This window comes from Pseudomonas sp. p1(2021b) (assembly GCF_020151015.1).
GTDB classification, from domain to species: Bacteria; Pseudomonadota; Gammaproteobacteria; order Pseudomonadales; family Pseudomonadaceae; genus Aquipseudomonas; species Aquipseudomonas putida_K.
On record NZ_CP083746.1, the window covers coordinates 4,245,328 to 4,263,224 of the forward strand.

The 17,897-nt window shown below is 62.9% G+C and carries 14 protein-coding genes and 2 pseudogenes; 5 read left to right on the top strand and 11 right to left on the bottom strand.

Going from position 1 to position 17,897, the window contains the following annotated elements; all coding sequences use genetic code 11:
• Position 1: 1 nt before the first annotated feature.
• Positions 2-2,854, bottom strand: coding sequence for a phosphoenolpyruvate--protein phosphotransferase (ptsP, locus tag K8374_RS19800; RefSeq protein ID WP_224456878.1), 2,853 nt, complete (start codon positions 2,852-2,854; stop codon positions 2-4).
• Positions 2,855-3,139: 285 nt separating this feature from the next.
• On the opposite strand from ptsP, the gene cra reads away from it, so the two are divergent.
• Positions 3,140-4,135 carry a catabolite repressor/activator gene (gene cra / locus K8374_RS19805; protein WP_224456879.1) on the top strand — a complete coding sequence of 332 codons (996 nt, stop codon included), beginning with the start codon at positions 3,140-3,142 and terminating at the stop codon, positions 4,133-4,135.
• Positions 4,136-4,137: 2 nt separating this feature from the next.
• Positions 4,138-4,914, top strand: a complete 777-nt coding sequence (locus K8374_RS19810) for a TatD family hydrolase (protein ID WP_224456880.1) — start codon at positions 4,138-4,140, stop codon at positions 4,912-4,914.
• A gap of 14 nt (positions 4,915-4,928) precedes the next feature.
• On the opposite strand, the gene K8374_RS26555 is transcribed toward K8374_RS19810, so the two are convergent.
• The 5 genes and pseudogenes from K8374_RS26555 to K8374_RS19830 all read right to left on the bottom strand — a co-directional run bounded on the left by K8374_RS26555 (position 4,929) and on the right by K8374_RS19830 (position 10,786).
• Positions 4,929-5,858 (bottom strand): methyl-accepting chemotaxis protein, encoded by a 930-nt coding sequence (locus tag K8374_RS26555; protein ID WP_411969658.1) that lies wholly within the window; start codon positions 5,856-5,858, stop codon positions 4,929-4,931.
• Positions 5,832-6,947: pseudogene (locus tag K8374_RS26560) on the bottom strand (methyl-accepting chemotaxis protein); the annotation flags it as partial. The gene K8374_RS26555 and the pseudogene K8374_RS26560, both read right to left, overlap by 27 nt.
• 216 nt (positions 6,948-7,163) lie before the next feature.
• Entirely contained in the window at positions 7,164-7,994 is an 831-nt protein-coding gene (gene ampE, locus K8374_RS19820; RefSeq protein WP_224456882.1) for a regulatory signaling modulator protein AmpE, read from the bottom strand.
• Entirely contained in the window at positions 7,991-8,557 is a 567-nt protein-coding gene (gene ampD / locus K8374_RS19825; RefSeq protein ID WP_084858539.1) for a 1,6-anhydro-N-acetylmuramyl-L-alanine amidase AmpD, read from the bottom strand. The genes ampE and ampD overlap by 4 nt, the downstream gene beginning before the upstream one ends.
• Positions 8,558-8,632: 75 nt before the next feature.
• Positions 8,633-10,786 carry a DUF1631 domain-containing protein gene (locus K8374_RS19830; protein ID WP_224456883.1) on the bottom strand — a complete coding sequence of 718 codons (2,154 nt, stop codon included), beginning with the start codon at positions 10,784-10,786 and terminating at the stop codon, positions 8,633-8,635.
• A 246-nt stretch (positions 10,787-11,032) separates the two neighbouring features.
• Between K8374_RS19830 and nadC the strand changes: the two genes are divergently transcribed.
• Entirely contained in the window at positions 11,033-11,881 is an 849-nt protein-coding gene (nadC, locus tag K8374_RS19835; RefSeq protein WP_224456884.1) for a carboxylating nicotinate-nucleotide diphosphorylase, read from the top strand.
• 213 nt (positions 11,882-12,094) lie between these two features.
• The gene (locus K8374_RS19840) at positions 12,095-13,474 is read left to right on the top strand and encodes a hypothetical protein (RefSeq protein ID WP_224456885.1); all 1,380 of its coding nucleotides are present in this window, start codon (positions 12,095-12,097) and stop codon (positions 13,472-13,474) included.
• A 91-nt stretch (positions 13,475-13,565) separates the two neighbouring features.
• Here K8374_RS19840 and trxB read toward each other — a convergent pair whose 3' ends face one another.
• The gene (gene trxB / locus K8374_RS19845) at positions 13,566-14,528 is read right to left on the bottom strand and encodes a thioredoxin-disulfide reductase (RefSeq protein ID WP_224456886.1); all 963 of its coding nucleotides are present in this window, start codon (positions 14,526-14,528) and stop codon (positions 13,566-13,568) included.
• A 327-nt stretch (positions 14,529-14,855) separates the two neighbouring features.
• Between trxB and cysZ the strand changes: the two genes are divergently transcribed.
• Positions 14,856-15,584 carry a sulfate transporter CysZ gene (gene cysZ, locus K8374_RS19850; RefSeq protein WP_224456887.1) on the top strand — a complete coding sequence of 243 codons (729 nt, stop codon included), beginning with the start codon at positions 14,856-14,858 and terminating at the stop codon, positions 15,582-15,584.
• Positions 15,585-15,688: 104 nt separating this feature from the next.
• Here the strand turns inward: cysZ and K8374_RS19855 are convergent, their stop codons facing one another.
• The 4 genes and pseudogenes from K8374_RS19855 to K8374_RS19870 form a co-directional block, all read right to left on the bottom strand.
• The gene (locus K8374_RS19855; protein WP_224456888.1) at positions 15,689-16,039 is read right to left on the bottom strand and encodes a hypothetical protein; all 351 of its coding nucleotides are present in this window, start codon (positions 16,037-16,039) and stop codon (positions 15,689-15,691) included.
• Complete coding sequence (locus K8374_RS19860; RefSeq protein WP_224459368.1) at positions 16,039-16,401, bottom strand: hypothetical protein; 363 nt, start codon at positions 16,399-16,401, stop codon at positions 16,039-16,041. The genes K8374_RS19855 and K8374_RS19860 overlap by 1 nt, the downstream gene beginning before the upstream one ends.
• A gap of 498 nt (positions 16,402-16,899) precedes the next feature.
• Positions 16,900-17,304, bottom strand: a pseudogene (locus tag K8374_RS26345) (PAAR domain-containing protein); the annotation flags it as partial.
• Positions 17,301-17,894, bottom strand: coding sequence for a DcrB-related protein (locus K8374_RS19870; RefSeq protein WP_224456889.1), 594 nt, complete (start codon positions 17,892-17,894; stop codon positions 17,301-17,303). The gene K8374_RS19870 and the pseudogene K8374_RS26345, both read right to left, overlap by 4 nt.
• Positions 17,895-17,897 lie beyond the last annotated feature (3 nt).

Genomic DNA, 17,897 nt, shown 5'->3' on the forward strand with positions numbered 1-17,897 from the left:
TTCAGTAACGCTCCACCAGCGCCCGTACCGCGGCGGCGCTGTCTTGTTGCAGGGCCTCGCGCGCCAGGGCGCGGGCCGTCTGGTGATCGGCCTGGCGAACCAGTGCCTTGACTTCGGCGATGCTGCGGGCGGCGACGCTGAGCTCGTCCACGTCCAGGCCGAGCAGCACCGCGACCGCCTGCGGGTCGGCCGCCAACTCGCCGCACACGCCGACCCACTTGCCCTGGGCATGAGCGGCGCGCACGGTCATGTCGATCAGCTGCAGCACGGCCGGGTGCAGGCCGTCGGCCTGGGCCGAGAGGCTGGGGTGGCCACGGTCGATGGCCAGGGTGTACTGGGTCAGGTCGTTGGTGCCGATGCTGAAGAAGTCCACCTCGCGGGCCAGCTGTGGTGCCAGCAGGGCCGCCGAAGGCACCTCGACCATGATGCCGACCTGCAGGTCGGCGACCGGGATTTCCTCGCGCAGGCGATCGACCATGGCCTTGGCCTCGCGCCACTCGTGCACCTGGCCGACCATCGGGAACATGATACGCAACGGGCGATCGTCAGCGGCGCGCAACAAGGCGCGCAGCTGGTCTTCCATCACCTGTGGGCGCTGCAGCGTCAAGCGCACGCCACGCACACCGAGGAAGGGGTTTTCCTCGGCGGCGATCGGCCAGTAGGGCAACGGTTTGTCGCCGCCCACGTCGAGGGTACGCACCACCAGCGGGCGCCCGGCCAGGCCGTCGAGCACGCGGCGGTACTCGGCTTCCTGGGTGGCCACATCCGGTGCCTGGGGGTGGGCCATGAAGATCAGTTCGGTACGCAGCAGGCCCACGCCTTCGGCGCCCTGCTCCACCACCTTGTCGATGCCGGTGCTCTCACCGATGTTGGCGCACACCTCCATGGCGCGGCCGTCGCGGCTCACCGCGGGTTCGTGGCGCTTGGCCCAGGCCGCCTGCAGGCGCTGCTCGCGCAGGTCGCGTTCGGCGAGGGCACGTTGCAGCTCCTCGGCAGGCGGCGCCACGCTGACCCGGCCACGCTGACCGTCTAGCAGCAACGGCGTGCCGGGCTCCAGCAGCAAGATCGCCGCCCCTGCGCCGACCACCGCCGGGATGCCCAGGGCACGGGCGACGATGGCGCTGTGGGCGGTGGCACCGCCTTGTGCGGTGACGATACCGGCCACCCGTGCCGGGTCCAGGCGGGCCACGTCGGACGGGCCGACCTCGGTCATCACCAGCACATAAGGCTGCTGGGGCTCGGGCACGGCCTGGACACCGCACAGTTGCGCCAGCACGCGCCGGCCTATGTCACGCAGGTCGGCGGCACGCTCGGCGAGCAGGGCGTCATGCAGCGCCTCCTGCTGGCGCGCGGCGCTGTCGATGACGGTCATCCAGGCGGCCGCGGCGCTTTCGCCCTGGGCCAGGCGCTGTTCGACCTCATCGCCCAGGCCGGGGTCGGCGAGCATTTCCTGGTGGGTGACGAAGATTTCGCCGATGGCCTTGTCGCTGCGTTGCACCAAGGCCTGCAGTTCGGCATTCACCACCTCCAGGGCCTGGCTTAGCTTCTGGCGCTCCTGAGCAGGCGACTCGCCACGCAGGGGGTAGTCGATTTCGCGCTCGACATGGACATGGGCCGGGCCACTGGCGATGCCCGGCGCGGCACCGATGCCCTGGACCAGGCTGCCGGCAGCAGGGGCTTGCAGCGCTTCGACGACAACCGGTGCAACAAGCACGGCCTGCTCGGGCAGGGGTTCCACGTCTTCGCCCAGGCCCTGCTCGATGGCGGCCAGCAGCACCGGCAACGCATTGCTGGCAATGTTCGGTTCGGCGATCAGTTCCAACGCCTGGCCACGCTGGGCACCGAGGCCCAGCAGCTTGCTCAGGCTCTTGGCCGACACCGCCGGCTGGCCGCTGTCGAGCAGACGCACGCGGATCTCGCCCTCGAAGCCCTTGGCCAGTTGCGCCAGCACTTTCGCCGGCCGGGCATGCAAGCCGTGGGGGTTGGCCAGGACGATGCGCGCACTGGGCCAGTCGCTCGGCGCCTCGCCGCCCAGTACCTCGAGCACGTCGCGGCTGTTGGTGGCTTGGTAGAGCATCTGCCCACGGCCTTCGATCAACACCTCGCACAGGCGCTCGAGCAAGGCCTGGTGGGCAACACCCAGACTGGCCAGGCAGAACAGGCCGTTGAGCGGCTGGTCTCGATAGCGCAGCGGCTGCTGTGGCGTAACGAAGGCCAAGCCTGGCTGGCGCACCTGGCGCTCGCTGTGCAGCCACCACAGGCCTTCGCCCAAGGGCAACGGCTCGGCCTGCTGCAGCACACTGGCAAAGCCTGCCTCGACGCACCCGGCGCGCTGCAGCAGGCGCGCACCACGCCAGGCCAGCTCGTCGAAATCCTCGGCCGCCAGGTTCAGGCCCACCAGCTGCGCATCGAGCGCCAGCTCTTGGGGGGCGCCCTGCAGTAGCTTGAGCAGGGCCTCGGCGGAGCTGGCCCGGCGCAAGGCCTCGGCCAGGTCGGTCTCGCCCAGGGCGCGGGTCAGCAACTGCAACAGGCGCAGGTGCTCATCCGAGCGGGCCGCGATGCCGATGGCCAGGTAGACGACCTGGCCATCGCCCCAGTCGACCCCCTCGGGAAACTGCAGCAGTCGCACACCGGTGGCGAACACCTGATCGCGGGTCTGCGGGGTGCCATGAGGGATGGCAATACCCTGGCCGAGGAAGGTCGAGCCTTGCATCTCGCGGGCCTCGAGCCCTTGCAGGTAACCTTCGGCGACCAGGCCGTCAGCGACCAGCCGATCGGCCAGCAGGCGCAACGCCTGGGCCTTGTCGGCGGCCACCTGGCCCATGGCGATCTGCTCCTGAGCGAGCTCCAGCATGACCTTCTCCTTTTGCAGCCCCGGGGTCGGGTACTGAGGTATTGTTGTGAAATTCACGAAAAGGGCCAGTTCGACGACCTTGCGCGGGTGGCAAGCCGCGGCAGGAAAATCGCCTGCTGAATCGTTTAATCTGACCAGGAGGCCACGTTACTCGATAATCTTGCGACGAAAAAGCCCCATCCCGTCGGACAATTGCGACAATGGTCGCCTGCGCACGGCCTGGCCCTTGGGTCACACTACCCGGTCAAGCTCCGCAGCAGCCCCGGTAATAACAAGGAAAATTCGGTGAAACTCAGCGATATCGCCCGTCTGGCCGGTGTGTCCGTGACCACCGCCAGCTACGTCATCAATGGCAAGGCCGAACAGCAGCGCATCAGCAACAGCACGGTCGAGCGCGTGCGCGCGGTGGTCGAGGCCCACGGCTTCACGCCCAACCCGCAGGCTGCTGGCCTGCGCAGCCGGCACACCCGGACCCTGGGCTTCATTCTCCCGGATCTGGAGAACCCCAGCTATGCCCGTATCGCCAAGCAGCTCGAGCAAGGGGCCCGCGCTCGTGGCTACCAGCTGCTGATCGCCAGTAGCGACGACCAGCCGGACAGCGAACGGCAGTTGCAGCAACTGTTCCGCGCCCGCCGCTGCGATGCCCTGTTCGTTGCCAGCTGCCTGCCGCCGGACGACGACAGCTACCGCGAACTACAGGACAAGGGCCTGCCGGTGATCGCCATCGACCGGCGCATGGACCCGTCGTACTTCTGCTCGGTGATCAGCGACGATCGCGATGCCAGCCGCCAATTGGCCCAGAGCCTGCTGGACACGCACCCGCGCACCATCGCCCTGATCGGTGCGCGCCCGGAGCTGTCGGTCAGCCAGGCCCGCGCCGGCGGTTTCGATGAAGCGCTGCAACCGTTCGCGGGCCAGGTACGCCGCTATCAGGGCGAGGCCTTCAGCCGTGAATGCGGCCAGCGTCTGATGCAGCAATTGATCGAAGATTTCGGCGGCCTGCCCGATGCCTTGGTCACCACCTCCTATGTACTGCTGCAAGGCGTGTTCGACACCCTGCAGGCACGCCCGGCCGATTCGCGCCAGTTGCAGCTGGGTACCTTCGGTGACAACCAGTTGCTGGACTTCCTGCCTCTGCCGGTCAACGCCATGGCCCAGCAGCACGGACAGATCGCCGTCACCGCCCTGGAACTGGCCCTGGCCGCTATCGAAGACAAACGCTACGAGCCCGGCGTGCATGCCGTGGCGCGTACGTTCAAACAACGCATCAGCGCAGGTTGACCATGCGCCTGATCGACACCCACACCCACCTGGACTTCCCCGACTTCGACGCTGACCGCCAACGCCTGCTGGCCAATGCGGCGGCCCTCGGCGTGGAACGCATGGTGGTGCTGGGTGTGTATCAGGACAACTGGCAACGCGTGTGGGACCTGGCCTGCAGCACGCCCAACCTGCATGCCGCGCTCGGGCTGCACCCGGTGTACCTTGACCAGCACCGCCCCGAGCACCTGGCCCAGCTGCGCGACTGGTTAGAGCGCCTGCAAGGCGACCCGCGCCTGTGCGCGGTGGGCGAGTTCGGCCTGGACTTCTACCTGCCGGAACTGGACAAAGGCCGCCAACAAGCACTGTTCGAGGCGCAACTGCAACTGGCCTGCGACTTTGCCCTACCCGCCCTGCTGCATGTGCGCCGCAGCCACGCCCAGGTGATCGCCACCCTCAAGCGCTACAAACCCGCCCGCGCCGGCATCATCCATGCCTTCGCCGGCAGCTACGAAGAGGCCCGCGAGTACATCCGGCTGGGTTTCAAGCTGGGCCTGGGCGGTGCCGCCACCTGGCCCCAGGCGCTGCGCCTGCGCAAGACGCTGCCACGCCTGCCGCTGGAAAGCGTGGTGCTGGAGACCGATGCGCCGGACATGGCGCCGTCGATGTTCCCAGGGGTGCGCAACAGCCCGGAGCACCTGCCGCAGATCGCCGGCGCGCTGGCCGAGGTGATGGGCATCGAGGCCGACCGGTTGGCCGAGGCCAGTACCCACAATGCCTGTGAGTTGTTCGGCTGGTAGCACCGGCCCATTGCTTAGATACGAAACGCCCCGATCAGCCGCTTGAGCTCCAGTACCTGGGCTGACAGATTCCGGCTGGCATCCTCGGTCTGGTTGGCCCCTTGGGTCGTATCCTGGGCGGCGCGGTTGATCGCCACGATGTTCTGATCGATATCGTGGGCCACCGCCGTCTGCTGCTCGACGGCGGCGGCGATCTGCTGGTTCTGCTCGACGATGCCACCCACCGCCCCAAGGATATTGCCCAGCGCCTGTTGCACCTGGCGAGCCTCGTCCACCGTGCCGGCGGCCATCTGGTGGCTGCTGCCCATCGCCCTGACCGCCGCCCCCACGCCTTCCTGCAGGCGTTGGATCATCTGGGCGATCTCCTCGGTGGAGTCCTGGGTGCGCCTGGCCAGGGTCCGCACCTCGTCGGCGACCACGGCGAACCCCCTGCCCTGTTCGCCGGCCCGAGCGGCCTCGATGGCCGCGTTCAGGGCCAGCAGGTTGGTCTGCTCGGCAATGCTGCGAATCACTTCCAGCACCCGGCCGATGGCCTGGCTGTCGCCGGCCAGCTGGTTGACCGCGGCCACCGTGTGGTCGATCTCGCTGGCCAGGCGGGCGATGCTGCCCTGCTGGCTCTCCACCAGGCCACGGCCCGTGGCACTTTCACGATTGACCTGTTGCGCACCTTCAGCGGCCAGGGCTGCGCTGCGCGCGACTTCCTGGGACGTGGCACTCATCTGGTTCATGGCCGCAGCCACCTGCTCGATCTGCTCACGCTGGCCGCCGATGGCTTGGCTGCTGTGTACCGACACGGCCAGCACCTGCCCGGCCTGCACCTCGACCTGGCCGACCGTGCGGCTGACCTGGCCGATCAGCTCGCGCATGCGTTGCACGGTCTGGTTGAACCCCTGGCCCAGTTCGCCCAGCTCGTCCTGGCTGCGGGAGCAAAAACTGACGGTCATGTCTCCGGCGGCGACCTTGTCCATGGCCGAGCCGAGGTTGCCCAGCGTCTGGCGGATGGAAACGTAGAAGCCGCCGGCAAGGTAGATGATCAAGGCGAATACCACGGCCAGAGCACCGACCAGGGCAATCATGCGCAACCGGTGCTCGCCCAGGCGCTCCTGCAACTGCACCTGCAAGTGAGTGAGAATGGCGTCGTTGAGCCGGTAGGTCTGTGCCATCAGCCCGCTGACCTGCTGGTAGAACCCGGCCCAGGGCGCATCCAGGGTCTCGGCCATCACCACCTGTTCTTCGAACAGGCCGGCCGCCTGCTTGATGGTCGCCTGGCTGGCCTGGGCCAGCTCGGCCAGGGCGGCCTTGGCCTGCGGGTCGGCGGCCAAGGTTTCGTCCAGTCGAATGCCGTAGTCGGCGGCCAGCCGCTCCAGCCGTTGCAGCAAGTCTTCGAAACGGGCACTGCCAGAGGAGTCGATGAAGCCTCGACCCAGGGCCGTGGCGCCCATCGCCCGGCCCTCGCCCAGCGCCTGGGTCACCTGGCCCGTGGCGACACCCAGCACCTCGCTTAAATGGCGCACCGAGGCCTGGCTGTCCTGGTCCAGGCCCACATGGCTGGCCACCTGCTTGGCCAGCACCTGGGCCTGCACCAGCAGTTTGTCCACCAGGGCCGCCTTGCTTTGCAGGGAAGACTCGTTGCGGGCCCGATCAAACGCTTCGCTCACTTCGTCGCGCCGGGCCTGCAGTTGCGGGTCGTCGAATAGTAGTGCCTGCAGCTTCGCTGCGACCTGCTCCTGACTGTGCCCGATACGTTGCTCCAGATCGCCGGCCTGCCCCGACTGGCCGAGCATCACGTTGATCTGCAAGAGATTGCCCAGGGTTTCCAGCTCCCCGCGCAAGGCCAGGGCGCTCGCCAGAGGAGCCAGCCCCTGAAGTTCGACGCGAGTGGCATGGAACTGGTCATGGACGCCGCGTACCAGGTAGAAGCTGGTGACCAGCATCGGCACGAAGAACAGGGCGCTGATCAGGCTGAACTTCAGGCCGAAGCTCAGCCGGTCCATCAGGGCGATGGCCGGATAGAGCAAACGCTGCATGCGCATCTCCTTGGATTCTTTTTATTCTCTGAGGTAGCACAAGGCCATTAACGGCCAGGCGACCTGTATAGCGCAGAACGAATCCAAGGTTTGTAATTTAAGGTTAAGCAGGAGTCGAGGCTGTCTGGCAGGGCGTCACCAGCCTGTGGATATCTCGTTCGTGCAGGAGCGGCCTTGTGCCGCGAAAGGGCTGCAAAGCAGCCCCAACACCTGCACGCCCCGTCAGACCAACACGGTCCACAGCGCAAAGCACGCGTACCACAACACCGCACAACGCAGCAGCAGCTCCCAGAGGCTGTCTAGCCGCCCCAGCCCACGCTGGTTGTCTTCTTCCTCGGGCACCGTATCGGCCACCCGCCCGACCCGCGCCACCAGGTGCCCGGCGCTGATGTGCCAGTTGAGCAGCTCGTGCAGCATCACCCGCACCACGGCGACGAAGTTGCCGACCAAGGCAAAGCTCAACGCCAGTACCCGCACCGGCAGCCAGTCCATGGCATGGCGCAGCTGCTCGGCCCGCTCCTTGAGCGCCGGTTGCCGGCTGTTGCCCGCGCACAGGGCCAGCAGGCGATAGGCCAGGGCGGCGCCAGGCCCCAGCAGGAAGTACCAGAAGATCACCGCGAAAAAGCTCTGGTACGCCTGCCACAGCAAGTGGCCCTGCACGCGGATCAACAAGCTTTGCGCATCGTCGGCGGCCAACCCCAGGTCACGCTCGGCCACATGCAGCGCGGCTTGGTCATCTCCTCGGCGCCAGGCATCGCGGAACGGCCCCAGGGCCGCCTTGGCATCGCCACGGCCGAGGCTGTAGATCAGCACCAGCACATGCACCGGCAATGCCAGCAACCCGTAGGCCACCGGCTCCAGTACATGCAACAGCAAAACCAGCAACGCCACCGGCGCCAGCACCAGAATGGCCAGCGTCCACCAGGGGTGTACCTTGCCGCTGCGCTCCAGGCGCACCAGCTCGCCCAGGAAGAAGCCATCACGTTGCAGCCGCTGGCGCAGGGCAGAGAATTTCTCGACCCAAAGCACCAGCACCAACACCAGGAAACTCATGCATTGTCCTCATTGCACTGCAGCGCCGCGCGATAGCGGCACCAGTCGAAGGCCGGGCCCGGGTCGGTCTTGCGTACCGGGGCGATGTCGCTGTGGCCACAGATGCGCTGCGGGCCGATCACCGGCCAGGCGCGACGAATCTCGCGGGTCAGCTGCTCCAAGGTGGCGTACTGGGCGTCGGTGTAGGGCAGCTCGTCGGTGCCTTCAAGCTCGATGCCAATGGAAAAATCGTTGCAACCCTCGCGCCCGTCGAAGCTCGAGACACCCGCATGCCAGGCCCGGTCGAGCAAAGACACGAACTGGGTCACCGCACCGTCACGCTCGATGAACAGGTGCGCCGATACGGTGAGGTGGCAGATGTCTTGGAAATAAGGGTGCTCGCCTGGGTCGAGCTGGTTCTGGAAGAACTGCTGCACCTTGCCGGTACCGAAGCACGCTGGCGGCAGGCTGATGTTGTGGATGACCAGCAGGGAAATGGCTTCGCCTTCAGGGCGCGCATTGAAGTTGGGCGAGGGGCAATGGGTAACGCCGGAGAACCAGCCTGTCGCACGGTCCAATTGCATGAAGCAGTTCCTGAAAATCGCCGGGGAGGTTGCCAGTATGCCCCGCACCCGATGCGCTTGCATGTAAATGATTGTTCAGCGATCCGCCTGGCGGCGCAAGCGCCCGAGCACTGCCTCCAGGGCCCGCTCGAACAACAGCCCGTCGTCCAGCAGGCGCAGTTCGCCGCGGCGCAGGGCCTGGGCCAGCCCCGCACGGTTCCACTCGCGCACCTTCATGCCGGTGCGGTTGGCGAAGACGAAGCGGTCATGGCTGTCGATCCTGGCGACCAGCTTGCAGCGCAGCAGCTCGTCGCCATCCATTACCTCGACCCATGCACCGACCTTCAGCCGCTGCACCTGGGCCAGCTCCGGCCCTTGCATGTCCGGCTGCAGCAAAGGGCCGCACGCGGGCTCGTCGGCCACCGCCAGGATGACTTCCTCGGCCACCAGCACGTGCTCCACGGCACAGGCGCTGCCCGGCGCACCCACGCAGGCAGCCAAGTGCAATTGCTCCAGCTGCTGGAAGAATTCGCGGGTCGCGACCGCGTCCATGACCACGCCCGCCAGGCCCTCGCGCAGGGCTTTGAGCAGGCTGGGCACCTGTTGCAGCAAGCGCTCGCGCGCCTGGGGCTCGTGGTGCGGGGCGATGCTCGCCAGCAGCGCGTCCATGGTCGCCAGCCCTTCGGCCCAGGCTGCGGAACCTTCGCCGTGCTTGAGCCAGGCCAGCAGCAGGACCTGGCTCCAGCTTTGGACCAGCATGTGCACCACCGCCTGCGGCAGAACCCGGCCATGCAGGCGCACGTTCAGCTCTCGCTGCACCTGCAGGCGAGCCTGCAAGGCACGCGCCCTTCCCTCTTCGGCATCACGGGTGCGTTGCTCGAGCAGTTCGTTGCGGCGGCGTTCCTGCTGGCTGAAGGCAAGAAAGTCCTCGAGCAGCTCGCTGAACAGCCGTGGATCATCGGTGAACTCGTTGAGCAAACGCTGGACGATACGCTCCACCCGCAGTTGCAGGCTGTCGCGCAGCCCCTCGTTGCCGGTTTCCCAGCCAATGGCAGCCGCTGCGATCTCGTTGAGCAGGCGCCGGGCCGGGTGGCTGGCACGGCTGAACACGGCCTTGTCGAGCAACGCCACCTTGAGCAACGGAATGTGCAGCCGTTCGATCAGCTCGCGCACGGCCGCAGGTAGGTTGTTATCTTTCCGGGTGAACGCGAACAGCAGGCCGACCAGGTTGAATGTGTCCTCGTCGGCGGTGGCGATGCAACGGCGCGTACCGCTGCGCACGCTCACCCGCAGCAGCAGCTGCTCCAACTGCTGGCCCAGATCGAAATCATCGGCCTCACAGGTGGCAGGCACGTAGTGCTGCAGGTGGGAGAGCAGCCGCAACAGGTCGGCGGTGCTGACCGGCTGTGCGCCGGGCACCTGCTGCACCCGCGGTGCAACGCGGCCTCGTAGTGGCGCCAGCAACGGCGTCAGCGCGTCGAAGAATACCTGGCTGGCATCGTCGGCCTGGGGCTCGTCGGCCTTGGCCAGGCCAGTGGCCAGTCGTTCCAGATGCCGTTGGTCCTCGGTGCGGCGGCGCGGCGCAGCCTTGAGTTCAGGCAATATGCCAGCGTTGGCCAGCAACTGGTTGGCCTGTTCGTACAGTTGGTCGATCTCGCGCAACACATAGCGCTCGAACAGTTTCAGCAAGACCAGCTTGACCTTCGGCCCTACCCCCAGGTCGCGCCCGGCTTGCAGGAAGTGGTCGCACAATGACTCAGGCCCCAGCGCAAGCCGTTGGGCCAGAGGGGTTTCGAGCAGGGCCTGGAAGCGTAACGTCAGTTGCTTGAGTGCCTGCCCCTCCCGGGACAATACTCGCGCGACCATCGCCTCGACGGCCGCGGAGCGCTCCAGTTGCGCAGTGCTGCGTGGGCGGTCGGCTACGCCAGATTGCCGCTCATCGGCCTGGTTGAGCCGGGCGAAGGCGTCGTGAAACCGGTCAAGGAACCCGCGTTCGATGCTCTTGCGCTTGAGCCGCAGGTCGCGCATCGCCTCGAAGTACAGGTTCTGCTCGAACCGTTCGCTGGCCTTGTCGGCCATTTCGAAGAGGGTGTCGTCGGCATTGTCGAACAGCGTCTGCAGGCCCTGGCGCAAGTGCAGCGCCGCCAGGTCGCGCACCTGCAGGAGCGGGAGCGGCAGGCAAGGCAAGGAAGCACGCGCCCCTCGATCGATGGCCGCCGCCAGCGGCACGACCTTGCCTTCTATCTGCATCCCGGACTCCTTGATAGGGGTGATCTGTTCGAATGGCCTGAAACAGTCAAAACCATGACGCCAAATACTGGTCGCATTATCGGTAAAAAATCTGACAGCTTCTAGCGCGATCTGCTTACGCTCCCAACTGACCATGGGTTCGGCGAAATGCTCACTCGTCCTGACCAAAGGTCACCGGTGTGGTTGGCGCTGTACACGTCGGCCCCCTGCCCTATAATCGCCGGCACCTAGCTTGTGGAGCCAACCATGCCGAACCTACGCCTCGCCGACCTGACCGCCGAAATCGAAGCTAACGTGCGCCGTGCGCTGCTGGAAGACATCGGCAGCGGCGACATCACCGCCCAGTTGATTCCGGCCGAGCGCCTGGCCAAGGCGACCATCATCACCCGCGAAGATTGCACCATCGCCGGTACCGCCTGGGTCGATGCGGTGTTCCGCCAGCTCGACCCACGGGTGGCCGTACACTGGCAGGTGGCCGACGGGGAGCGGGCCAAGGCCAACCAGGCGCTGTTCCACCTCGAAGGCCCGGCGCGCTCGTTGCTCAGTGGCGAACGCACGGCGCTGAACTTCCTGCAGATGTTGTCCGGCGTGGCTACCCGGGCGCGTTTTCTCGCCGACTTGGTGCAGGGCACCCAGGTGCGCCTGCTCGACACCCGCAAGACGCTGCCGGGCCTGCGCCTGGCGCAGAAATATGCCGTGACCTGTGGCGGTTGCGACAACCATCGCATCGGCTTGTATGACGCCTTCCTGATCAAGGAAAACCATATCGCGGCCAGTGGCGGGGTAGCCGAGGCGGTTGCTGCGGCGCACAAGATCGCGCCGGGCAAACCGGTGGAAATCGAAGTGGAAAGCCTGGACGAGCTGCGCCAGGCGCTAACGGCCGGTGCCGATATCGTCATGCTCGACGAATTGACGCTCGATGAAATGCGCGAGGCCGTGCGCATCACCGCCGGCAAGGCCAAGCTGGAGGCCAGTGGCGGCGTGAATGAAAGCACCCTGCGGGTGATTGCCGAGACGGGGGTGGACTACATCTCCATTGGTGCCATGACCAAGGATGTGAAGGCGGTGGATCTGTCGATGCGCCTTAGCCTGTAAACGACTGGGGCCGCTTCGCGGTCCTTTCGCGGCACAAGGACACTCCTACAGGGCCCATCATCTTATTCTTTCGATATAAATCCAAAGTACTTGCATGCACAGTGCAGACTGGCTACTTGCATATACCTATTAAATCTAAGCGTCGCTCGTTTCATAACCCCCGAATACCATGAGGCCTCCGGAATGGTTCCGGTATCCACAGGAATTCATACTATGAAGCAAGAGACGCATTCCCTCTCACTGACGATCAGTTCGGTCACACGCCACAGTTTCTACACAAACGCCCAGAGCGAAGCATGGGATATCAGGGGCACGCTTCAAGGCCTGCCAGCAGGTAGTTCTGTAGATTTGTTCGCCCAAAACGAACGACTGGCATCCGACACCTTCCGAATTCGCCAAGATGGCGATTTCTTCGTCAATGCTTGGATGGGCAAGCATCAGGCCCAGGGCGACGGCACCATCCAGATTGTCGCCAAGACCTTCGACCGTGAGACTGTCAGCAACACGGTAACGGCAAAGCTCACACCCAACCCTCTGCCCACACCGACCATCAAGACCACTACCGCGCACATCAGCACCGTCACGGTCCAGGGCACGACCGAACTCAAGCAGCCCAATATCGAAATCATGCTCGCCGGCCAGACGCAGGTCACGCGCCCCACCTCGCAGAACACCTGGGAAGCCACCTTCAACAATGTGCCGGAAGGCACTCACACCCTTTCCGCCATTGCGAAAGACCCCCTGGACATCCTCAAGGGTTCTACGCCTGCCACCGTGAGCGTCGAGGTTTCGCACAAACCCGCCGACCCACTGCGCATCAATGCCCCTGCCGAAGGTGCAACCGTTGGGCGCATCATGAACGTGAGCGGCAATGCAGCCAACGGCACCGGCCCAATCAAGGTATCCGTCGGCGGTGGTGCAGAGAACACCGCACTCCTGCAAGGCAATTACTGGGCAGCGGATGTCATCAGCGCGGGTACGGGCCAACAGACCATCCGGGCAGAAAATGAAATGACCGGGGAAGTGGTGACGCGGACGGTAGAAGTAGCGAGCACGGTCTTCGGTATTACACGAGCCGTAAGGTCATCTAAGGTAATGCTCCATTTGGAAGGCTATGGCGTGCCCAGCACCCCTATCATGTACAGAAACATACAGGGCGGTTCAGAGTTTGCACTAGACGTCAAGTGGGTTGGCAACAGTTGGAGTTACCATGGCCAACCGGAGGGCATCCGCCCCGTTCACTTTTCATTGAGAGCCCAGAACGAAACGACCATATATCAGTACGATTTCATAAGGATGCCGGCTCGTCGTGCAGACCTGATTAGCCCACAGGATGAAGAGCAGGTCGGCACGTCGTTCAAGATCAGTGCACTGACCTATCCGGACACGCATTCAGACTTGATCGTCATCGACAAGAACGATGAAGACCGTGAACTGGCAAGAGCACCAAACCAGCTTACTACCCTCGACCCAATACCTTGGGAAGTGACCGTAGGGCCATTAAAGCCGGGCACGTACACGCTAGAACTAAAAAAGGATGATAAGTCTATCTTTCCTCCAGAACCCTTGGTATTCACCGTTCACGTGAAGTGAACATTATCGAGCCCCCCCTAACGCAAGTACCGGCCCACTAACGGACCGGTACTCTTCCACGGGCTCGCCGGGCGGTCTGTAGGCAGACGCCTTAGAACGAAGCGTTCGCCAGCCCGTCCAGGTAACGCTCGACATCCAGCGCCGCCATGCAGCCGGCACCGGCGGAGGTGATCGCCTGGCGATAGACGTGGTCAGCCACGTCGCCTGCAGCGAACACGCCTTCGACGTTGGTGGCGGTGGCGTTGCCTTCACGGCCACCGTTGACCACCAGGTAGCCGTCCTTGAGGGTCAGCTGGCCTTCGAACAGCGAGGTGTTCGGGGTATGGCCGATGGCGATGAACACGCCGTCGACCTTGATTTCGTCGCTGCTGCCATCGTTGTTCTTCAGGCGGGCACCGGTCACGCCCATGTCGTCACCCAGCACTTCGTCCAAGGTGGCATTGAGCTTGAGCTCGATCTTGCCTTCGGCCACACGGGCGTGCAGCTTGTCGACCAGGATCTTCTCGGCGCGGAAGGTATCGCGACGGTGTACCAGGGTCACCTTGCTGGCGATATTGGCCAGGTACAGCGCCTCTTCCACCGCGGTGTTGCCACCGCCCACCACGGCGACCGGCTTGTTGCGATAGAAGAAGCCGTCGCAGGTGGCGCAGGCCGAAACGCCCTTGCCCATGAAAGTCTCTTCCGACGGCAGGCCCAGGTAGCGGGCGCTGGCACCGGTGGCGATGATCAGGGCATCGCAGGTGTAGGTGCCGCTGTCGCCCTTGAGGGTGAACGGCTTGTTGGCCAGGTCCACGGCATTGATGTGGTCGAAGACGATTTCGGTTTCGAAGCGCTCGGCATGCTCCTGCATGCGCTGCATCAGCGCAGGACCGGTCAGGCCGTGGGGGTCGCCCGGCCAGTTGTCGACTTCGGTAGTGGTGGTCAGCTGGCCGCCAGCCTGCATGCCGGTGATCAGCAGCGGCTTGAGGTTGGCGCGGGCGGCATAGACCGCGGCGCTGTAACCGGCAGGGCCGGAACCGAGAATGATGACGCGCGAATGACGTACTTCAGACATGTCGAACTCCTGTCGAGGCGGCCGCGGGCCGGCATCGGTGTGCCGGCAGCGCCGGCTGGAATTAAAAGGGATCTACGCAGCACTTGGGGAAGGCTACAACGCGTAGATCCGAAACCAAAAGTTGAGCGCACTGTAGCGAGGTCGCAGAGATTAAGGAAATATCCTTCGACAATCCACCTTATAGAGTGCTTCTATCCAAGCTGAAAACCGATAGAAAATCTTCACTCGCTTTTGTTACAGCCCGTTGCTTCAAGGATTGGCGCCTTTCGTCGCGCGGGCAAACTCGGGTAAGGTCAGCGCGTTTTCCCTTTGATCCGGAGCGTCTCGATGCAAGCCCCCGTCCTCTCTGGCCCCCAGTACCTGCGCGAAGGGCTGAAACTGGTCATGAGCCCGAACCTGCGGCTGTTCGTCCTGCTGCCGCTGGCGGTCAACCTACTGCTGTTCGGCGGCCTCATCTATTTTGCCGGGCACCAGTTCAGCCTGTGGGTCGACGCCTTGATGCCCACCCTGCCGAGCTGGCTGAGCTTTCTCACCTACATTCTCTGGCCGCTGTTCGTCGCCTTGGTGATACTGATGGTGTTCTTCACCTTCACCCTGGTGGCCAACATCATCGCCGCGCCGTTCAACGGCTTCCTGGCGGAAAAGGTCGAGGTGGTGGTGCGCGGCGAGGACACCTTCCCCGCCTTCAGCTGGGGCGAGCTGATCGCCATGGTGCCACGTACCCTGGGCCGCGAAATGCGCAAGCTGGGCTACTTCCTGCCGCGGGCCATCGGCCTGTTCATTCTCTCGTTGATCCCGGTGGTCAACGTCGTGGCCGCACCGCTGTGGCTGATCTTCGGGGTATGGATGATGGCCATCCAGTACATCGACTACCCGGCGGACAACAACAAGATGAGCTGGCAGGACATGCTCGCCTGGCTGCGCGAAAAGCGCTGGCAGAGTCTGGGCTTTGGCGGCATCACCTACCTGGCATTGATGATTCCGCTGGTGAACGTGGTGATGATGCCGGCGGCGGTGGCAGGTGCCACGTTGTTCTGGGTGCGGGAGCGGAACTGAAGGAGCGAGGGGCTGCAGAGCAGCCCTTTTTGGTGGATTACTTTTTTAGAAGAAGGGGCGGCGATTGGGCACCGCCGAGAGGTCCCAAATGATGTCCATTAGATTTAATTATTAAGCTGACGTTCCACCTCTTTATCAGCCGCGCTCAATATACCCTCTACGAGATCTGAATCAATCTTCCAAAGAGACAACTGAATGTTTCCTGCGTATTGCTGGCCATAGGGAATTTCGTAATAGGATGCGACGACCCCGCCCTCAATTAGCGTTGCAATTACTGCACGAATTAATGCTGCGCGCTCTTGGTAATCCCCATCGAATATCTCCAGCTCTAAAATTGGATTGCGCGACTGGACAGCTGATCTTAGCTGTTGCAGAGAAGCACCAATTATGCGGTGTAGCTTCATAAGAACCGAAGGTGGAACATCCCCCTCAATAACTATTGCGATGACAGACATTAGAACTCCTCAGGGTAATTTAGATTGACAGGCTTTCCAAATGAGTCATTCCGCCAGCTACCACCATGCCACCTTTCAAAATGCTCTGTGCGTGTCGCAGGGTATATGTTTTTGGGGTCACTTGCAAGCTGCGGATGATCAAGCGCATTATATTTATGGTGCCCTTGTATAGGCTCCCCATTAAATTTTGGAGTTTTATTAGCTAATATATCTGCACGCTGTTCGGCAGTCCAAGCTCTGGTTCCAGGCTCCCCCATCTTCAGCCTCGCTCTCTCATCAGCCCAGAACCTAGAGACGCCTTTAGCCCTCTTATTTGCGAACCTTCTATCCCAATCAAGGCGCTTATATTCCTCTTTGGTCATTGTTCGCTGATCCATTTTTCCCTTCAGGATCGCACGCTGACTCTTTGTGACAGGGGAATAGGGAACTTTATAAGTGGGAACTTTCTCAGCTTCAGAATTCGAAGCTTTCACCGCGCGCGAAAGTGGAGACGCCGAACGTCTAACGACGCTCGTATTTCCGAAGTTAGAACCAAGCCCACCGTTAGGCTGTAACCTATAACGAGCAGCCAACCCTCCAACGATAAGGGAGCCACCGAAAGCCATTAGCTTCTGGCCATTGGAGCCCTCACCCCATAAGTCCCCGCCTAGTCTGTACCCTGCGACACCGCCAACCGTTCCTCCGAATAACCCCCAAAGCGCCATCGCAGGACCTACTAAAATCACCGCACTAGCGAGCCCAATACCTAGCACTGTACCTTCAAGCCAACCTGGCACTTCAGGATCAATTTCGTCCGTGGTTTCAGTCTCTCCGCCGATAATAACGTTCGATGAACCAGAGCTAATCTTGGCATCACAAACAGTACGGTCCCCTACCCTAGCCGCGGGCAGGCCATTTATATATACGGTGCTACTGCCTTGCGCTAATATTTTCGGAGTCCCTGAGTGATCCGTGCATTCAGCATAGTCTTCATGGGCTCTTGCAGCAGGCCTACTATTTATGTGCACATTAGGAGAGCCTGATTTGATACTGCCTGTTTGTCGCTGAGCAAAAGAGAGACTTCCAAGTAACTGGCCAATACCTCCGCCTGCTGCTGCCCCGGCACCTATCATGGCTGCAATCGCTAGACCGCCTAACCCGCCGGTTCCAACTACGGCAATGCCGATGAGAACAGCCCCCGCGCCTATGGCAAGGCCTGCTAACAACCCGCCCAAAGCACTGGAATGTTCTATGGAATCGTCGCACCGAGCAGCCGCCGCACTCATGCTAACGTGGCCTCTTTGGCATCCCCTTGACTTGAGATTTTTTCACGTAGCGCCATGCTTTCTACCATTGCATCAAAGGTGGCCCGCTCTACAGCGGTCATACCTTTAGGATTGTTGCTCGTCCCTGTGATCTGAATCAGCAATGGGCGCTCATACTCGTCTTTATGAAGGAAAAGTAATTGAATCTGATGGACTGGCTGTCCCTGCTGGCGCCAACGAAACTCAGTACGATAAGCTGAGAAACCGGCGACAGTGACAGGCGCAATGGGTTCAAGCCACTGGATATGCGAGAGCGTTTTCTCCAATTCCTTAAGCAACTGCTGCGACTGCGCTTCAAGGTCCGCATCAAGCGCGACGATGGAACGGCCCACCACGAATGAAAAAGGACTTGGCCCGGTGTCAGTCAAAGTGAAAACATGGAAGGTTTTATCCTTGAGATTCTCCGGTCGCACGAAACTTAATTCATTCGTGTAAAAACGAGGCGGTGGCGAGGGCTCTGCACTCAGTGCCTCCTGCTCTAGACGCTCACGCTCAAGGCGCTCTTCGCGTTCACGCCGTTCAGATAATCGGTCGTAGATGTTTCTACGCATGGG